This is a genomic window from Xanthocytophaga agilis, from assembly GCF_030068605.1.
GTDB classification, from domain to species: domain Bacteria; phylum Bacteroidota; class Bacteroidia; order Cytophagales; family 172606-1; genus Xanthocytophaga; species Xanthocytophaga agilis.
In genome coordinates, this window is record NZ_JASJOU010000020.1 from 57,324 (window position 1) to 75,086 (window position 17,763).

At 40.6% G+C, this 17,763-nt stretch carries 19 protein-coding genes; 10 read left to right on the forward strand and 9 right to left on the reverse strand.

All coding sequences use genetic code 11. From position 1 onward, the window contains the following. Positions 1-81: 81 nt before the first annotated feature. Positions 82-1,329 carry an epoxide hydrolase family protein gene (locus QNI22_RS35750; RefSeq protein ID WP_314518858.1) on the forward strand — a complete coding sequence of 416 codons (1,248 nt, stop codon included), beginning with the start codon at positions 82-84 and terminating at the stop codon, positions 1,327-1,329. A gap of 132 nt (positions 1,330-1,461) precedes the next feature. Here the strand turns inward: QNI22_RS35750 and QNI22_RS35755 are convergent, their stop codons facing one another. From QNI22_RS35755 to QNI22_RS35775, 5 genes are all read right to left on the reverse strand, one after another. After that, positions 1,462-1,956, reverse strand: a complete 495-nt coding sequence (locus QNI22_RS35755) for a DoxX family protein (RefSeq protein ID WP_314518860.1) — start codon at positions 1,954-1,956, stop codon at positions 1,462-1,464. A gap of 158 nt (positions 1,957-2,114) precedes the next feature. After that, positions 2,115-2,819: a peroxiredoxin family protein gene (locus QNI22_RS35760; protein ID WP_314518862.1), complete on the reverse strand. Its 705-nt coding sequence runs from the start codon at positions 2,817-2,819 to the stop codon at positions 2,115-2,117. A gap of 75 nt (positions 2,820-2,894) precedes the next feature. Next, positions 2,895-3,191: a hypothetical protein gene (locus QNI22_RS35765; RefSeq protein WP_314518864.1), complete on the reverse strand. Its 297-nt coding sequence runs from the start codon at positions 3,189-3,191 to the stop codon at positions 2,895-2,897. Between the two features lie 74 nt (positions 3,192-3,265). Continuing rightward, the gene (locus tag QNI22_RS35770) at positions 3,266-3,541 is read right to left on the reverse strand and encodes a hypothetical protein (RefSeq protein WP_314000924.1); all 276 of its coding nucleotides are present in this window, start codon (positions 3,539-3,541) and stop codon (positions 3,266-3,268) included. Positions 3,542-3,570: 29 nt separating this feature from the next. Then, positions 3,571-4,170 carry a sigma-70 family RNA polymerase sigma factor gene (locus tag QNI22_RS35775; protein ID WP_314518866.1) on the reverse strand — a complete coding sequence of 200 codons (600 nt, stop codon included), beginning with the start codon at positions 4,168-4,170 and terminating at the stop codon, positions 3,571-3,573. 340 nt (positions 4,171-4,510) lie between these two features. Between QNI22_RS35775 and QNI22_RS35780 the strand changes: the two genes are divergently transcribed. Next, positions 4,511-5,197, forward strand: a complete 687-nt coding sequence (locus tag QNI22_RS35780) for a cytochrome b/b6 domain-containing protein (RefSeq protein WP_336620949.1) — start codon at positions 4,511-4,513, stop codon at positions 5,195-5,197. A 20-nt stretch (positions 5,198-5,217) separates the two neighbouring features. Then, positions 5,218-6,006 (forward strand): molybdopterin-dependent oxidoreductase, encoded by a 789-nt coding sequence (locus QNI22_RS35785; protein WP_314518870.1) that lies wholly within the window; start codon positions 5,218-5,220, stop codon positions 6,004-6,006. A gap of 259 nt (positions 6,007-6,265) precedes the next feature. Here QNI22_RS35785 and QNI22_RS35790 read toward each other — a convergent pair whose 3' ends face one another. Both QNI22_RS35790 and nhaA read right to left on the reverse strand, forming a co-directional pair. Further along, positions 6,266-7,222 (reverse strand): calcium/sodium antiporter, encoded by a 957-nt coding sequence (locus QNI22_RS35790; protein WP_314518871.1) that lies wholly within the window; start codon positions 7,220-7,222, stop codon positions 6,266-6,268. A gap of 120 nt (positions 7,223-7,342) precedes the next feature. Further along, on the reverse strand, positions 7,343-8,686 hold the full coding sequence (gene nhaA / locus QNI22_RS35795; protein ID WP_314518873.1) for a Na+/H+ antiporter NhaA: 1,344 nt from the start codon (positions 8,684-8,686) through the stop codon (positions 7,343-7,345). A 607-nt stretch (positions 8,687-9,293) separates the two neighbouring features. Between nhaA and QNI22_RS35800 the strand changes: the two genes are divergently transcribed. The 3 genes from QNI22_RS35800 (at position 9,294) to QNI22_RS35810 (ending at position 11,893) form a co-directional block, all read left to right on the forward strand. Beyond that, complete coding sequence (locus QNI22_RS35800) at positions 9,294-10,199, forward strand: helix-turn-helix domain-containing protein (protein ID WP_314518875.1); 906 nt, start codon at positions 9,294-9,296, stop codon at positions 10,197-10,199. Between the two features lie 165 nt (positions 10,200-10,364). Beyond that, the gene (locus tag QNI22_RS35805) at positions 10,365-10,805 is read left to right on the forward strand and encodes a nuclear transport factor 2 family protein (RefSeq protein WP_314518877.1); all 441 of its coding nucleotides are present in this window, start codon (positions 10,365-10,367) and stop codon (positions 10,803-10,805) included. Positions 10,806-10,852: 47 nt separating this feature from the next. Then, on the forward strand, positions 10,853-11,893 hold the full coding sequence (locus QNI22_RS35810; RefSeq protein ID WP_314518878.1) for an NADP-dependent oxidoreductase: 1,041 nt from the start codon (positions 10,853-10,855) through the stop codon (positions 11,891-11,893). A gap of 298 nt (positions 11,894-12,191) precedes the next feature. Here the strand turns inward: QNI22_RS35810 and QNI22_RS35815 are convergent, their stop codons facing one another. After that, positions 12,192-12,620: a hypothetical protein gene (locus tag QNI22_RS35815; RefSeq protein WP_314518879.1), complete on the reverse strand. Its 429-nt coding sequence runs from the start codon at positions 12,618-12,620 to the stop codon at positions 12,192-12,194. A gap of 374 nt (positions 12,621-12,994) precedes the next feature. Continuing rightward, a complete protein-coding gene (locus tag QNI22_RS35820) occupies positions 12,995-13,951 on the reverse strand; it encodes a helix-turn-helix domain-containing protein (protein ID WP_314518880.1) in 957 nt (318 codons plus the stop codon). Positions 13,952-14,040: 89 nt separating this feature from the next. Here QNI22_RS35820 and QNI22_RS35825 point away from each other — a divergent pair, with 89 nt between their 5' ends. From QNI22_RS35825 to QNI22_RS35840, 4 genes are all read left to right on the forward strand, one after another. Next, on the forward strand, positions 14,041-15,216 hold the full coding sequence (locus QNI22_RS35825) for an FAD-dependent oxidoreductase (RefSeq protein ID WP_314518881.1): 1,176 nt from the start codon (positions 14,041-14,043) through the stop codon (positions 15,214-15,216). Beyond that, the gene (locus QNI22_RS35830) at positions 15,216-15,608 is read left to right on the forward strand and encodes a hypothetical protein (RefSeq protein ID WP_314518883.1); all 393 of its coding nucleotides are present in this window, start codon (positions 15,216-15,218) and stop codon (positions 15,606-15,608) included. Before QNI22_RS35825 ends, QNI22_RS35830 begins: the two co-directional genes overlap by 1 nt. Before the next feature lie 78 nt (positions 15,609-15,686). Then, on the forward strand, positions 15,687-16,661 hold the full coding sequence (locus QNI22_RS35835; protein ID WP_314518885.1) for an NADP-dependent oxidoreductase: 975 nt from the start codon (positions 15,687-15,689) through the stop codon (positions 16,659-16,661). Between the two features lie 3 nt (positions 16,662-16,664). Further along, positions 16,665-17,582, forward strand: coding sequence for a helix-turn-helix domain-containing protein (locus tag QNI22_RS35840; protein WP_314518887.1), 918 nt, complete (start codon positions 16,665-16,667; stop codon positions 17,580-17,582). The last annotated feature ends 181 nt before the right edge of the window (positions 17,583-17,763 follow it).

Below are 17,763 nucleotides of genomic sequence, written 5' to 3' on the forward strand. Positions count from 1 at the left end.
TTTTTGCGTTAGTAACTCACTGATCAGACATTAGCCATTTGCACATTTTAACTGTGCAGAATAAGAGACTATTACTTTACAATGAAACAGGTATACAGTATGCAACAGTCCAGCCACACTCCAGAACTATTTCGATTTCAAATTAACTTTAGTGAGGACCAGCTTACTGATTTGAAATACAGATTGCAACATACTCAATGGCCGGATGATCCAGACAATCAAGACTGGAAATATGGCGTCAATGGCAGGTATCTGAAAACGCTTGTAAATTATTGGATTACCTCCTATAACTGGCGTGAAGTAGAACAGCAGATGAATCAGTTTTCTCACTACAAAGTAACTATACAGGATACGCCCATCCACTTTATCTATCAGAAAAGCCCCCATTCTACGGCTATTCCTATCCTTTTAACCCACGGATGGCCCTGGTCATTTTGGGATATGCACAAACTAATCGCTCCCTTAACCAATCCCGAAATATATGGCGGAAACTCTGAGGATGCATTTGATGTGATTGTTCCATCTGTTCCGGGATATGGATTTTCCACACCGGCTCCCGCAGGCATCAATTTTTGGAAAACTGCTGATCTATGGCATATACTCATGCAGAAAATTTTGGGTTATACCCACTATGCTGCCAGTGGTGGAGACTGGGGAGCACTGATTACTTCTCAGTTAGGTCATAAATATGCGGACAGCCTGTATGGTATTCATCTGATGCATACGATGGAACTTGACCAGTTTAATACCGAAAAGCCTTGGGATGTAATGGCCAGCCATAAAACAGCAGAGAATACACCATCCCAGATCCGAAAGCAGGCACTCAACCGCATGAAAGTATTTGTAAGCCACTATGCTGTACATATACTTGATCCTCAAACGATAGCCTATGGTCTGCAGGACTCCCCAGTCGGTCTGCTGGCCTGGCTACTGGAACGCTGGCGCTCGTGGGCACAAACTGAGAATGGCAATATTGAAACAGCATTTTCCAAAGAACATATGATTACCAACGCTATGCTCTATTATATGACAGGAACAGTGGTTTCTTCCATGAGATTTTATGCAGATAGTGCTCATTATCCCTGGCAACCTAGTCATACCCATAGGCCTCTTATCCAGGCACCAACAGGGATCACTTTTCTGGGAGGAGAAAATCCTTCAGGAGTAACGACACAACAACGTGTAGAAGCATTTAAAAAGGGACCGAAAGCAGCTTTGTACAATCTTCACTATATAAATCCACATGAAAGGGGAGGTCATTTCGGCTATTATGAAAATCCGGCTGCAGTCATTGAAGATATCCGGGTAATGTTTCGAACCCTGCGGTAGGAAAATCATAGGGATGCTTATGGTAAATCACGTATTGTACTAGTTATTTTCTACACCTCCGCCATATTCTAAACGGTGATTATTTTCTTGCAACCATACGGCTAAGTTTCTGTAATAAGAGAATCGGCCTGTTTAACAAGCCGGTTCCTTTATTGACTTATTTTTTGCACGAGCCAGCCAGGCATCCACTGAAAATATTCCTGCACCTGTCAAAATAAGAGAGACTAATCCTACTATATACAACAGATTAATCTCATACCCTATGGGACCAAATACAGGACCTTGTGGTGTTAGGCCAATGGTTTTAACCGAGCTGAATCCATAGTGGATATGTATAGAAAACATAGCCACCAGCATAATGCCTATGAGAGGTATCGCTGCAATACTGACGAATACTCCCAATACGATAGCGACCCCTCCAGATAGTTCTAGCATTGTACAGATCCAGGCAATTGCTTCGGGAAAAGGAATGTGTATCTGGGTGAGTAACTTTCCAAAACCTTCCGGACCCCTGCTTAATTTAGCCCAGCCATGTGTAATAAAACCAAACCCAATAATGAGCCTTAAAAAGAAAGGACTCCATGTGTAATGGTTCTTTTTTAAGGTAAACAATATTTTATCTATCATAATGAACCTGAATAAGAAAGTGATGGAAGTTCTCACTTGCAGGCTCTGCCAAACTTTAACCAGAATCGTCACAGTTACAAGGCCAGAGGATATAAACTTCAAAACCTAAGCTAGTATCTAAAACTAGTATCTACTCAAACAAAAAGTGGGGATCACTCTCAGCTTTTAGACTTGTTTGCCTTCATGATAGCCCCTGCCACAGATTGAAGAATATCTGGATTGATGCGTTGTTTGAAGTCAGGATTAATATACTCAAACTGAATGATTCCATTGGTATCTACAATGAAAACAGAGGGCACTGGTAGAAGTTTATCTTTATTTTTACCATTTGAACCTTCAAGTAATAGTGTCCCATAACTGGTTGGTCCTGTGTAAGCAATTCCAAATTGTTTTGAAAGGGTAATCTCACTATCAGATAAGAGAGTATAAGTTAGCCTTTCTTTATCCATCGTTTTAGTCAGGTTTTCAGGGCTGTCGGTGCTGATCGCAATAATCTGGTATCCCATTTTGCGAAGTTCACCTTCTATTTTCTGGATAGCAGCCAGCTGCTTATTGCAGAAAGGACACCATCCACCACGGTAAAAAATAAGTATAGACGGCTTTTCGCGTAATTTCTCCTTTAGAGAGACCATGTTTCCTTTGGCATCCGGCAGAGAAATCAGTGGCACCGATTCCCCAACTAGTAATGGGCTGATATCAGTTGGTGTTTTGGCAATCGTAGAGTCAGCAGGTCCATTACTTGGCTGGCTGAGCAATGTATTTCTTGTTGCTGCTTGAATCTGATAACCTACGATAAAGTTTACAGCCAGCAAAAAGGCAAATACCTCTTTTTTTAGTAAAGATTTAGGTATGAAAAAGTTCATGGTTGCAGAATTAGTTTGAGGTAAATAAACAATTGAAAAACAAGGGTTCAACAGTAGCTGAACCCTTATTAGGCTTTACATTTTACTGGCAGCTCCTTTTTTCTTCATTTTATCATCTGACATCTTATCCTTATCAGACATCTTACTTCCAGTTGTTTTATTACCACTCATTTTGTCTGCATGCATTTTATTATCAGACATCTTGTCCATCTTTTTGTCCATTTTGTGATCCATTTTAGACATTTTGGAATGATCTCCTTTTGCCATTTTAGATGTATCTTTTGATGTAGAAGGAGTTGTCTGAGCATTGGATTGAATGGTCACAAAAGCTACTGCAACAGCAGTCAGGAGAAATGTTTTCAGGCTTTTCATTGTCATAAGGTTTAGTAGATGGAAACTGTTTTTCTCCTTTAGTCGCATCTTTCTGAGAAACCTTACAAAAAGAATTAATTTTTATTTAGCTGCTGATCAATTTTGTCCTGAAGTTGTTTTTTGTAATCATCATCTAGTGTAAATTGCTGATGTTGGGAATTGGTAAACATATCCTTTACCATTCTGTTAATCAGAATACTTTGTTTTTCAAATGTCCGACAGATCGAACAGCCTGCCAGATGAATTCTTAATTCCAGTTTTTCCCGAAGCGTCAGAGAAGCCAGTTGTTTCTTTTCAATCAGAAACGTAGCCTTTCTGCAGTTGTATTGTATTTTCTTCAATGGTCCCATGTGTATAGGTTAACATGTATATGTATTGGCTAACTCCAGTTTTTTTGAAGGCATGCCCTTAGATTTACTTTTGTACGATGGATGATAACCCAAAAATTTGAGGGAGTTACTTTTAAGGCCGTGCAAATAGCATCTGTATCTTCTTCATCCATGTGTTTCATCGTGAATACTGAAAGCCAGAGGGCTGGCAATTTTTTCATACAAAGCTGAAGAATATGGGTAAATTCACTCTGGGTGAATGGGTCCTGATCTTCTATTCCGAAAGCCTGTGGCCGGTGAGGTACATTCCAGTGTCCGTCATCCGGATCAAAAAAGTCTTCCTGTTGCTTTTCTGCACTAACGCTATCTGTACTGTGAAGGAACTGGGACGATTTTTTCCGATATACATCCACTATTTTGTATTTTAGGATAGCCGTAAGCCACGTTTTTTCTGTACTGCTACCTTTAAATTGATCTGCTCTTTCGAGGGCAGCCAGAAAGGTCTCCTGAACAAGATCCCTGGCTAACTCCTCGTCCGTAAGTCGGGATAAGGCATAGGTATATAAATAATCGGCATAGCGACTTACCCATTGGTGTGGATTAATAGGTAGATCGGTTGTGATGTTAAAATCCTTGTTTTCAGCTTGCATGGATACGTAAAATAGTATGCATTGGGTTTGTTATCCCCAAAGGGGATACCCTTTAGTCGGAGGCTAGAGAAAAACCTTACAAAAAAAAGCAAAAAAAAATGTAAGGTTTTATTCTGTGATCCGACTAAACCTGAAAATCGAATCAACAGGGCATATGAAAATAGTACATTTCTCTTTTATTGGAAATAGAGTAACGTTTTCTGAACACCTTTCCAGTATTATAATGTTACCAGCAACACCTAAATGCGGAAGTATAGTTTGTTTTGACCAATAATCTGAAAGATATATATTAATCCAAAAGGTATCTATGAAAGTCATCAAAGAAAAACATTCCTTCCTTATGAGGTGGACCCATTGGGTAAACTTCCCTGTTCTGACTGTTATGATCTGGAGTGGCCTGCTTATCTACTGGGCTAATGACGTATACACTATCACTATTTTCGACTATACCCTGATTCATTTCTTTCCGCAGTGGTTTTATGACGTATTCTCTATTCCACAGCGTCTGGCAGAAGGAATGGCATTTCACTTTTTGTTTATGTGGTTCTTTATACTGAACGGAGCGTTGTATCTGCTCTATACAATTTTCTCTGGTTCATGGAAACAACTCTTACCCAACCGACATTCCTTTACAGAAGCCTGGCAGGTAGTTTTGTATGATCTGCATCTGAGGAAAACGGCTCCCCTGCAAGGCAAATACAATGCTGCGCAGCGCATTGCTTATACGGCTATCATTGTAATGGGCATAGGTTCTACTGTTACCGGGCTGGCTATTTATAAACCTGTTCAGCTCAACTGGCTCACATGGCTTTGTGGGGGGTATCACCTGGCTCGAATTGAGCATTTCGGTTTAACAATAGGATATGTACTCTTCTTTGTTATTCATCTTGCTCAGGTGATTCGTGCCGGATGGAATAACTTCCGGGCTGTGATAGCTGGATTTGAAGTTGTAGATCAGCCCAACGTGACAACGCCGGTGAATTCAGTGACTGATGAAAATCTTCTTCCCCATGTTTCTCATGAATAAAGCTCCCGTTAAATACTCGTATGGAAAATAAAGAATTAAAGAGACCTTCATTTGAAGCGACTATAGATAGAAAGATCAAAAGACGTACGTTCATTTCTTTTGCAAGCTTTTTTGCACTATCAGGTTTGGGTCTGGGTGCATGGAAATGGTTATATAATTCTCCTGAAGAGATTTCAGGTATCACTGCTGGTGCACACAAACCTCTACGCGATGCCCTCAATACCTCTGAGCAGGTTTTCAAACAAGTATACAGTAACACCCATCTGGTAAAAACATATCCCAAATCGATGGCTGCAACGAATGTTCGGGTAAATGGAGACATTGGCCTTACAGATGAAACATTTCGTGTTCAGGACTGGCAACTCGAAGTAGAGAAAGAAGCAGGTAAGTTGCTCACAATAGGCATGGAGCAACTCAAAAAATTACCGAAGACAGAAATTATCTATTCGTTCAAATGCATAGAAGGTTGGGATCAGATTCAGCACTGGGGCGGTTTGCGCTTTAGTGACTTTATCCAGCATTTTAACCTTGAATCTCAATCGAAGAAAGCCTATGTTGGCATGCAAACTCCTGATGAACAATATTATGTAGGGATAGATCGGGAAAGTACCCTGCATCCCCAGACTATTCTTGCATACGAGATGAATGGCTATCCCATACCGGTTGAAAATGGAGCCCCTCTGCGGTTGATTATTCCGGTTAAATATGGTGTGAAGAATCTGAAACGAATTGGAAAAATCACATTTAGCGATACGCGTCCGAGAGACTTCTGGGCTGAACAGGGATATGATTACTATTCAGGGTTATAATGGTTCTAACATAACAATTCAAATACTATCTGTATGTATATAAAAGAAGGATGGGTATCGTATCCATCCTTCTTTTCACCATAAATCATCTGATGTAAATGAAATGTTATGTTTAGTGGATGTGAACCATCGTATTCAGATATAATCTATAGTTTATTCCTCCAGGATTGTTGTTTACTATTCTGCAAACAATCAGCTTTCCTACCATGTCTGTCAACTATTGCTATCGATCTATCAAATAGTGTGATAACAGTCATTATTATAAAAGATGGGCTACCTTGCCGATAAAAAGAATATAAAATAACAGAAACAAAGCTCCTTCCCAACGAGAAATGCGCTTATCCTGTGTAATTAAATAAAACAAAACAGCTCCTGTCAGGTAAATAGGAAGTGGAAAAGAAAGCAATTCAGCAGGTACTTTAATGCCATCTATCAGACCTGTAATTCCTGGAATAGCCATAGCATTGAAAATACACGAACCTAGTATATTACCAACTGCAATATCGGCTTTTCCCTGTCTGGAAGCAGTAATGCTGACTACCGCTTCAGGCAAAGTTGTCCCCAGTGATAAAACTGTGACAGAAACAACCGCCTTACTGATTGAGAGAGCCTCTGCGATAACCTCCAGCGCAGTAATGGTATAGTTAGCTCCAAGGAAAATAAAAACAACACTAACAGCGATAATAAGTAAATCTTTTGCCTTGAGTTTGTTTTGTGATTGAGCCTCTTTCACAACCGGGTCCAGCGTAATATCTTTCTCGGTATCGCCTTCCTTTAACAGATAAATCGTATAAATAATATACCCCGACAATAGCAGCAACGATTCGACAGGAGTAATGAGTCCATCCCACATGATAAACGTTAACATGGCTGCAGATCCGACCAGATAATGTAAATCAATAAAAATATACTGATCTCCCAATCGGATAGACTTTTTAGAGAACATAGAGGTGAGGCTCATCACAAAAAGCAGATTGGAAGCACTTGACCCCAGAATGTTTCCTGCCACAATTTCAGAAGATCCTTTGCTAACAGCTATCAGTGAAGAAATCAGTTCAGGTAAAGAAGTCCCTACAGCGACAATAATTACACCTACAGCAAAAGGAGACATTCCTAAAGCATGTCCTACTACTTCGGCAGACTGTGTAAAGAAACGAGCTGCCAGAATTAATACAAGTAAGCTAACAATAAAAACACCAATCCAGAGAGCAATCATATAAACACAAAAGAAGATAGATAACTATATAATCTGACAAATACCAGATAAAAACATTGAACAACCCAACTAATCTTGCACTACTCCATTGTCATTTTTGCAAAGTCTTATTACTCACTGTTAGTGCTCATCCGAAGTGGTTGTTACAACAGGTGGCAACTTTTGTCCACGCAGCAGAAAATAACCTGTTAGTCCCGCAATCAGGGAAGCCAGCAGAATGGAAACTTTGGCAACGGATTGAAACTCGGGATTATTTTCAAATGCCAGCAGCGTAATAAAGATAGACATCGTAAAGCCGATTCCACCCAGTATACCTGCACCAATGAGTTGTTTCCAGCTTACACCTGCTGGAAGGGCAGCCCATCCCAACCGAACGGAAAAATAGGCAAATAAACAAATCCCTAGAGGCTTTCCGGCAACCAGCCCTACCATAATTCCTACTCCAATAGGCGAAAACACCTGGTGAAAAACATCGGTATTAATTAGCAAGCTGGTATTGCAGAAAGCAAAGAGGGGAATGATCAGAAAAGCAATCAACGGATGCAGTTGATGTTCGAGCCTTTGAGCCGGAGAGTTAATCTTTTCATTGAGATCTTCGAGTTCTTCACTGATTGTACGAGGTTGTAACTGTTCAGAATGCAGATTTTCCTTGATCACCTGCAAGCGGTCATCAATCATTTCTACCAGTTGGTTTTTCGGATACCGAATGCGAAAAGGAATGCTGATAGCCAGCAATACACCCGCAATGGTAGCATGAATACCTGATTGTAATATGAAATACCAAAGGAACAGACCAATAAGCAAATAAATGCTTAAGGTACGTACTCCTGCTTTGTTGAGTGCCAATAAAACACCCCATGCCAGTGCCGCATAGAGCAGATAGGTAAAGTCAAGGTGGCTGGTATAAAACACAGCAATGACAATCACAGCTCCCAAATCATCTACAATAGCCAGAGCAGTCAGAAATATTTTCAGTGACAAAGGAATCTTATCACCCAGTAAAAGCAACACTGCCAGGGCAAAGGCAATATCGGTTGCCATCGGAATACCCCAGCCACTACGGGTAGGTGCATTCCAGTTGATAAGGGCAAACAGGATAGCAGGAACTACCATACCTCCCAGCGCACTAATCATCGGTAATGCCGCTTTTTTTATACTCGATAGCTCTCCTTCCAGAATTTCCCGCTTAATTTCCAATCCTACTACAAGAAAAAACAAGGCCATTAGTCCGTCATTAATCCAATGGGTAAGCGATTTGTTCATTTCAAATCCATTGAATGAAATATGAAAATGACTCTCCCAGATGGCAGGGAAATAGCGGGCGATACCCTGATCCATATTTGCCAGAATCAATGAAAGAACACTGACAATCAAAAGAATAATCCCTCCGGAAGTTTCGCTTTGAATAAAGTCGGAAAAAGGTTTAACCAGAGGGTGGATGCGTTTTTTTACAGAATTGCTCATAAGCCAGTGAATGTATGGTGTCAATCAGTGAGGTCAAAGATAGACGTATTTAAAAAATAATGGCAAATAATGCTAACTAAATAGGCTATCAGGGGATATACTAATTAGCAGGTTACACTCAGCAGTGCCGAATTGTTGAGACTGCATACAACTCTATCAGATAAGTATTTTACTTCTATGCTTATCTTGTTCCATAACTTTGTCAGAAATGAGGGTTTTAGGGAAGAACGCCTTGTGCTGAATATAGGAAATACACTGAGATTTTATCCAAAACAATTGTCAGTGATGTTGTACACAGACAAGATTACCAGAGTAATATATACCTATCGTCTATTCTTATCTTGCATCTATACTTCCTGAATATCCTGATAGTATAAATGGAGATTCTGGCTACACATTTGACAGATTAGGCTAATTTTCAAATGCTGGCTTAGCTTACCTTTGTACTATGAAAAACAATAGAAAAGGCAGCCAGGATTTGATTATTCCCAATGCCAGGTATAAACTTTGATGTGATGACACATATTATCAGTCAGCCAGAGGTTAGAAAGGCAGAGCAAATTATCTTGTATTTCGATGTAAAACTCTTATTTATACAGGCTAAGCGATGAAAGCTATATCACAACCCGTCATTTGCAAAAGTATCTCAGAATTTATGCGAGTACTGGAGATGCCTAAACCATTGCATCCACTGATCGCGTTGGTTAACTATAGTACAGAGACTGTCAGCCGTAAAAATGCAGGACGAAGTTTTCTGGTCGATTTTTATAAAGTTTCTTTTAAGAAGGATTTCAGTGGTCAGATCAAATATGGACAAAGCTATTATGACTTTGAAGAAGGAGGCCTGGCTTTTTTAGCCCCTAATCAACTCATAACAATATCAGGGGATGAAAGCTGTTATGAGGGGTACAACCTGTTTTTTCATGCCGATCTGCTACGGAATTATCAGTTAGGAAAGAACATTCATCAGTATGGCTTCTTCACCTATTCCATAAATGAAGCGTTGTTCCTCTCTGAGAAAGAGAAAAACGTAATTGCTGGCTTGTTTACTAACATTGCGGCTGAGTTGGAAACAAATACAGATGCCTTTAGCCAGGATGTCCTTGTCTCCCAGATTGAATTATTACTTAATTACAGTAATCGCTTTTATAATCGGCAATTTCTGACCCGAAAGGCTGTTTATCATGACCTGATCAGTCAAATGGATAGCTATCTGGCAACTCGTTTTGCTGATCAGCAGAGCGGTATACCTACTGTGCTTGAAGTGGCGAATCATCTTCATGTATCACCCAGATACCTGACAGATATGCTTAAGTCGTTGACAGGACAAAGTGCTCAACAGCATATCCATGACCGATTAATTGAAAGGGCAAAAACAATTCTAAGTACCACTCGGCTAACTGTGGCTGAGATTGCATATCAATTGGGTTTTGAACATCCGCAATCTTTTAATAAGTTATTTAAACGTTACACCCATATTTCACCAAACATCTTCAGAAAGTCTTTCCACTAATCCCTCAAACAAGTCTTAAGTAATCTGCACTACACACTGACTTTGAAAGTTGCATAAATAGCAAAGAATATCCTCAGGTTATTCTTTGTAAGAAGTTATTCCTTTTATATATCCATTTGTATGGATACCGGGTATTGCTATGCCAATTTTTAACAAAAAAACATCATGAACAGTAAAGAAACAGAAGATAAAATTTCCCTCAGAGAACTGGTAGATAGTATCTCTATCCTGGCAGATAAAAAAGATGTGCATGCTCAGGTGCAGCTTTTTTCTGAAAATGCAACCTCAGAAACGTATGTGAACGGCAAGCCATTTTTAAAACTAAAAGGCCGGATAGAAATGGAAAAGGGCTTTGCCAAGTTTCTTAAAAACGTTGAAATCGTCTATCATTTCAATGGCCAACAGCAGGTAACTATCCAGGGTAATAGTGCTACTGGGACATGCTATTGCCTGATCACAATGATTGGCACCGAAGATGGTAAAAAAATACAGACCACCATTGGGGCTGTTTACCAAGACACATATATCCGTGAGAACAACCGCTGGCTGATCAATGAGCGAATAGGGAATTTTGAGTGGCAGGAAAAACACAAAATCAATCCTTAATAGCTTAAGCCAAAAATAAGAATCTATTACATACAAAATACAATACAATGCAATCATTCGAAAACAAAACAGAAAAGAGTGCAAATACACAAATGATGAAGGCCATTCGGCTCCATGCTTTTGGCGGACCAGAAGTACTACGTTATGAGGATGTGCCACTTCCTGCACTTGAGCCAGGCGAGGTGCTAATTCGTGTTCACGCAATCGGAATCAATCCTCCTGACTGGTATTTACGTGATGGATTTAAGACGGTTCCAAATTTCAAGCCCTCTATAACCTTGCCTGTCATTCCCGGATCGGATGTTTCGGGTGTCATTGAGGCTATAGCTCCAGATGTGAAAGGCTTTGCTGTTGGTGATGCAGTTTTTGGTATGATTCGCTTTCCGAGCTTCGGAAAAAGTGCTGCCTATGCTGAATATGTAGCTGCTCCTGCCTCAGATCTTGCACACAAACCAACCGGTATTGATCACATACACGCTGCAGGTGCACCTATGGCGGGACTTACAGCATGGCAGTACCTGATTCGGTTAGGGCATAATGAACCTAACCCATTTCAACCTGAACCACATAGTCCAGTGCCACTCAATGGTAAGACAGTGCTTATAAATGGGGCTGCAGGCGGTGTGGGACACCTGGCCGTACAGTTGGCAAAATGGCAGGGGGCAGAGGTAATTGCAGTAGCCTCAAGCAAGCATGAAGGGTTTCTGCATGAGCTTGGTGCTGATCAGTTTATTGACTATACAACGCGTGCTCCTGAGGAAGTGGTGAAGGAGGTAGATCTTGTGCTTGATACGCTTGGTGGACCTACTACTGGACGTTTCCTGCGTATACTCAAACGTGGTGGGGCTTTATTCCCAGTGTTCTTGGGTTTCTCTGACCATGACCAGGCAGCAGAGCGGGGTGTTACGGTTTCGGCAGCCCAGGTGCGCTCAAACGGACTGCAACTGGCAGAGTTAGGAAACCTTCTTGATTCCGGAACTGTCCGTGTTGCTATTGATAGCACGTTTCCTCTTGCAGATGCCCAAAAGGCCCACGAACGAGCCGCTCTCGGCCACATTCAAGGTAAGATTGTACTTACTGCAGTATAATACACCTGCAAATAATGCTTAAAATAGTCTACATCCAGTTGCCAATTGGCTCAAAACACGAATAGAGAAGTTAGAAGAAAGGATAATCAGCCTGAAGCATTTCCTGGCTCACCAAATTCTCATTTGATGCCCTGTTTTTTTGGTGAGAAAAAATGAAGAGGTCAGTGGAGGAACAATAAATCAACTCAAAAAGAAATGTTTCTCAAAAAAACAAGCCTATGTTTTTGAAAAAAAATCTAGGCTTGTTTTTTAGTTAAATCCTAAATTTGGGATGACTCATGTATATAATATCAGAGATTCATTTCCCTGCAAACTTACTTTTCAGCTCACGTATTAGTTTGTTTACTACTGCTTTGCTCGAATTAAATCCATTGGTGCCATTTGGGCTTGATTTATAGGCATTGGACTCCCATATCTCTTCTCCTTTCTGATCGACTAGCTTTGCCACCAGCATAATAGAAGTTCCACCCCAGGAGGTTAAGGTGATGCCTTTTGAGGCTGTAACATCGATTTTGATTTGAAAATCAGCTTCTTCTTTCTTGTTGACTAGCTTCCAGTATCCCCATTCTTTAAGCTCCGTCTCCAACTGCTCGGCGGTATGGATGGCATTCTCATTTTTAGAGGTATTCTCTACAAAAACCTTGTTACCTGCTTTTAAAGCAGCTTGCTGGGCAATACTATATCCCAACGAAAAGAATAAACAAATACAGATCAGGTATCTTTTCATACTATGTAATAGGTAGGGTCTGTGGAAAAATAATTGAATAAGGCAGGTTAGCTGCCACTTTTGAGTAGTAATGAGGTTTTATCAGCTACATTAGCAAAGCTAGGGCAATGGATAGGAAGAGTCAATCCCGGAAAACCAGGATTTTTTACTTTGAGTACAAACAGGTTCTACCTTTATCCGTAATCTTCTTTGGGAGAGTTCAGGGAGTTCAGTGACGGGTTCTATTCAAAGCCAAACTGGTTGTGCTACTATCAAAAAAGTCCTGCATTTATTGGTCAGGTATGTCCTTTACTATTTTTATCCTCTGAAAGGAACTTCTCGCCATAGGTGGACAGGTAGCCACACTGGGTTCTTGAGAGAAAATTACAGGACATTTAGTGATTCTGACTGCTCCATTTCTTTGGCTTCATACCCTTATGTTCTTCAAACAATCTTCCAAAATGGCTAAGGTTACTAAATCCTAAACGATAACCAACCTCCGATACAGATAAGTGTTCCTCTCTCAACAGTCTGGCTGCTTCCTCCATTCGGATATACTGGAAGTAAGCGTATAATCCCTTACCAAATACCTGTGTAAAAACTTTGCGTAATTTCAGTTCATTCATTCCACTTATTTTTACTAGCTCGCTGATTGATAATGCACGGTCAAGTGAGGCTGCCATGGCATTGCGTACCTCATATACTTTGTTTATTTCATCACGAGTTACTTGCTGATGTGAGACCGACTCCCTGCGCGAGAGGTTATTAAACAGAAAGTATAGCAATTCCAGTGCTTTCATAGAATAAAAAAGGTCAGGAAAGCTAATAGTATTACTACTGTTCAACATTTGATCTATACAAGAAGCTATCTCCGGGGACATAAATTCTTCTATCCAGAAGGTACTTTCCGCATCAAACAGATAACCGAATGGTTGCCGATCTTTACCAAGAAACCTAATCAGATAGGCCATTTCTATAATAATTGTGATCTGTTTGATATGTGCCTGTTTGGCAAAACGTACCTCACTTGTCATATGCAGGGGGGTGATCCGTACATGTGAACGTTCTTGTTGTAAGTTGCTGGCCAGGTCTGCTACATTTTCCTGACCATCATTGAATACGTTCTGAAAAGAAAACAGCAGTCCGTTTTTGATCACAGTGATCGGCTCCCTGCGAAACGAGAAAGCTTCTTTTGCCACCAGTGAACGCATCATAATTATCATTTCCGGCAGTAAGTCTATGGTCCTTAGGTAATTAAACTGTAAAGCGTTTAGGGGAGATATCTGTTCGAAGACAGGCACTCCAAGTTTCTCTGCGAGTTCCAACATCTGATCTTTAACCTTCTTTCTCATTTTTTTTGGACTATTAATAGTAGGTAATCGGCTATTTTATACCTAAACCTACAAATATTTTTGTGTTTGTAAATCAACATAGAAATACAATGAAAAAACGGATCATCATTTCAGGAGGTGGCATTGCTGGTCTCACCGTTGCAAAATTATTGCTTGAGCAAGGACATGAAATTATAGTCATCAATAAAGCCAGAGCTTTTACTAAGGCCGGCTTCTTTGTATCACTCAAAAGCTTTGGTGTGGAGATTATGGATCAGCTGGGGCTTAAGGAAGAACTAATTCAGGAGGCGACGCCTTCGTTGTTTATGCATTGGCTAGATGCTGAAGGACATATGATCCGGAATATAAGTTATGAAAAGGTAAATCAGAATACCACTCAGTCAATTCTGATCACCAGAGGTGGTCTTCATCAGGTATTGTACAAGAGTGTTGTAAATGAGGTAAACATCTTGTTTGAGACAACCATCGAACACATGCAGCAGAATGGTCAAAAGGTCAACATTACACTGTCCAATGGAGCTCTACTGGAAGCCGACCTGCTGATCGTTTCGGAAGGGTTGCGTTCTTCTACCAGAGCTAACTATTTCCAGGACAGCCAGCTGGAAGATTTTAATCTTCTGTATATGGGTGGCAGGTTAAAAGGAAATTATCCGTATACTATAGGCACAGTCAGTACCTACCTGGATGTAAACAAGATGTTTGCTATTTATCCGGTCAGCAAGGAAGAGATTGCTATTCAGTGCTATATCCATACTACGGACAACTTACCTGCAGTACAGGAAAATGCCCACAATCTGCTGAAGGATACATTCAAAACGTATCCCAGCGAAGTACAACATGTAATCAACGACTTTCTCAAAAACGGCCTGATGTTCGTTGATAAAATGGGTATGGTACATGCTCCTAACCTAGTCAATGGAAACGTAGTTTTGCTCGGTGATGCAGGATATTGCCCTACTGCCTTATCAGGTATGGGGGCTTCCTTATCTATCTATGGTGCGAAGGCTCTGGCTTACTTCCTGGCAACGTATGCAGATGATCTTGCCTTATCACTTCAAAGCTATAATTCATTGCTGCAACCGATTAGTAAAAAGTTTCAGGGCAATGCCAGAGACAATGCAAAATCATTTATACCCAAAAATGAAGCTGACCTTGCCCGCTTTACACACTTGTTCAGCAATGCAACGGATGAGCAGGTAAGCAAACTAATGACTGATCAGCTTATACTTACTCAGGAACAACTCCAATTCACCCTGCCAGCGTAATGATGATGAAAGCTAAACAGATCATTTCTATCCTGGCTGGATTCGGAGCAATTGGGTTGTTGAGTTCACTAGCAGCACATATTCAAGGCATTATTTATCCTGAATCAGTAAAACTATTCGATCATATCGTGGTAAGTAAAGCGAATAGTATTCAACTTCTGATAAAATTAAGTTGTGTTTCCACCAGTTGCTTTATGGGTGGTATATTGGTAGCCTGGTTGGGTGGGAATAAAAATGCGGCTACTATAACAGGCATATCTATTGTAATGGTCGTTGCCTGGCTGTGGATACATACCATTTATCCTATCTGGTTTTGGACACTCTTGTTAACGATTGTAATTCCAATAGTTAGATTGGGTTATCACTTTATTCATAAACAGACTTTTGGCTGAAACAAAGCGTAATTTGGCTAAAAGAGATTGCACATAGACTCTGACCTTTGTGAAAGATAAAAACAAAAATAAAGAGTTATGAAAGCAATTAGAATTCATGAATTTGGTGGACCAGAAGTAATGCGTCTGGAAGAGCTGCCATGTCCGGTTCCCACAGCAGATGAGATTTTAGTGAAAGTATATGCTAGTAGTGTTAATCCTGCAGATTATATTATCCGTCAGGGTGGAAATGATATCTTACGGCCATACCTGAAATTGCCTCTGGGATTGGGGTTGGATGCAGCAGGTATGGTTGAGGAAGTGGGTAATGAGGTAAAAGGCTTCAAAAAAGGGGATAAAGTATATGGCGTACCAAACTTTCCGGGCGATGGTAGTTACACAGAATACCTTGTTGCAAGTGCAAACAGGTTTGCATGCATGCCGCAAACCATCAGCTTCAACGAGGCGGCGGCTCTTCCATCGTGTGCGTTGATCGCATGGAGCGGTATATATGATTTAGGCAAGCTTCAGACAGGTCAGCGGGTTTTTATTCATGGTGCTGCTGGTGGCGTAGGTAACCTGGCTGTGCAGTTTGCAAAAGCAAAGGGTGCCTATGTGATTGGCACAGCGTCGCCTCATAATTTTGATTTTTTGAAAGGACTTGGTGCTGACGAGACCATTGACTACAAAAACCAGCCGTTTGAACGTTTATTTGGCAGCATTGACCTTGTATTTAATGCCTCACCCGTTCGGGATGATCAGACTCGTTTGAAATCAGCTGAACTCTTAAAAAAAGGTGGTATTTTTGTTTGTACACAGCTAGACAGTCCGTTTACGGATGAATTGAAAGAAGCACTTGTCGCAAAGAATGCAACAGGTACACATGTTGGCGAAGTCAGTATGGGGTATGTTTCGTTGTTAAGTGAAATAACAAAACTTGTAGACGAAGGAAAAGTGAAAGCTGTTGTGAGTAAGGTTTTTCCATTGGAGCAGGTTGCAGAAGCCCACCAGGAAAGCGAAACGAAGCATGTTAGGGGTAAAATCGTACTGGAAGTCAAAAAAGAAACCAGATAAAGAATGAAACGTTTTGCTACAATCAACGAATTTCTACAGTTCAGGCACTTACCCAAACCAGAACACCCACTCATCTGCGTATTTGAGATAAAATCTGTTGAACGTTTACGTTTAGAAGAGCCTGCAAGCTGGTTGTATGATTTTTATGCTATTGCCTTAAAGAGAGTTTCCAACGTGGAGGATGCAAAATTGAAATACGGGCAGCAGCAATTTGACTTTGACAATGGGATCATGTCGTTTGTCGCACCGGGACAGATTTTGAGTTTGTCGCTTGAGGACCATGTGGAAGCAATCCAACAATCCGGATGGATGTTACTCATCCATCCGGATTTCCTCTGGAACACACCACTGGCACAAACTATCAAGCGGTATGATTTTTGGGATTATTCGGTAAATGAAGCCTTGTTTCTCTCTGAAAAGGAAGAGACGACCTTAGTTCATATTCTGGTAAACATTCAGCAGGAGTGTCATTTAAACATCGATAAGTTCACCAAAAGTATTGTCATATCACATCTTGAGACTTTGCTCAATTATGCGGATCGCTTCTATCACCGCCAGTTTATCACGCGTGAAAAAACCAATCATTATTTATTGGAACGTCTGGAAAAATTGCTCAATGACTACTTCGCTAATGACGATCTCATGACAAAGGGATTACCCACAGTAAGTTATATTGCTGAATCCCTAAACTTATCGCCCAAATACCTGAGTAGTCTCCTTAAAGTGCTGACCGGGCAGAACACCCAACAGCACATACATAACATGCTAATTGAAAAAGCCAAAGAAAAACTTTCAGCCACTGACTTATCTGTTGGTGAAATTGCCTACGCGTTAGGCTTTGAACACATCCAGTCATTCAGCAAATTATTTAAAGCCAAGACCCAACTATCACCTATCGAGTTCAGAGCTTCTTTTAAGTAAGAACAGACAACATAGCATTTGAAACATGGGTGAGGCTCTACCATAATTACTATCCAGGCCGAACAAAAAGTAGCTAAAGACTGTCTTTTCTCTGATGGAAAGATTGTTTTATTGATTCCATGCAGTCCTTTTTTCAGCTATGCCCTCCACACACCATTGTATTAGAATCTGTATAGGTAGT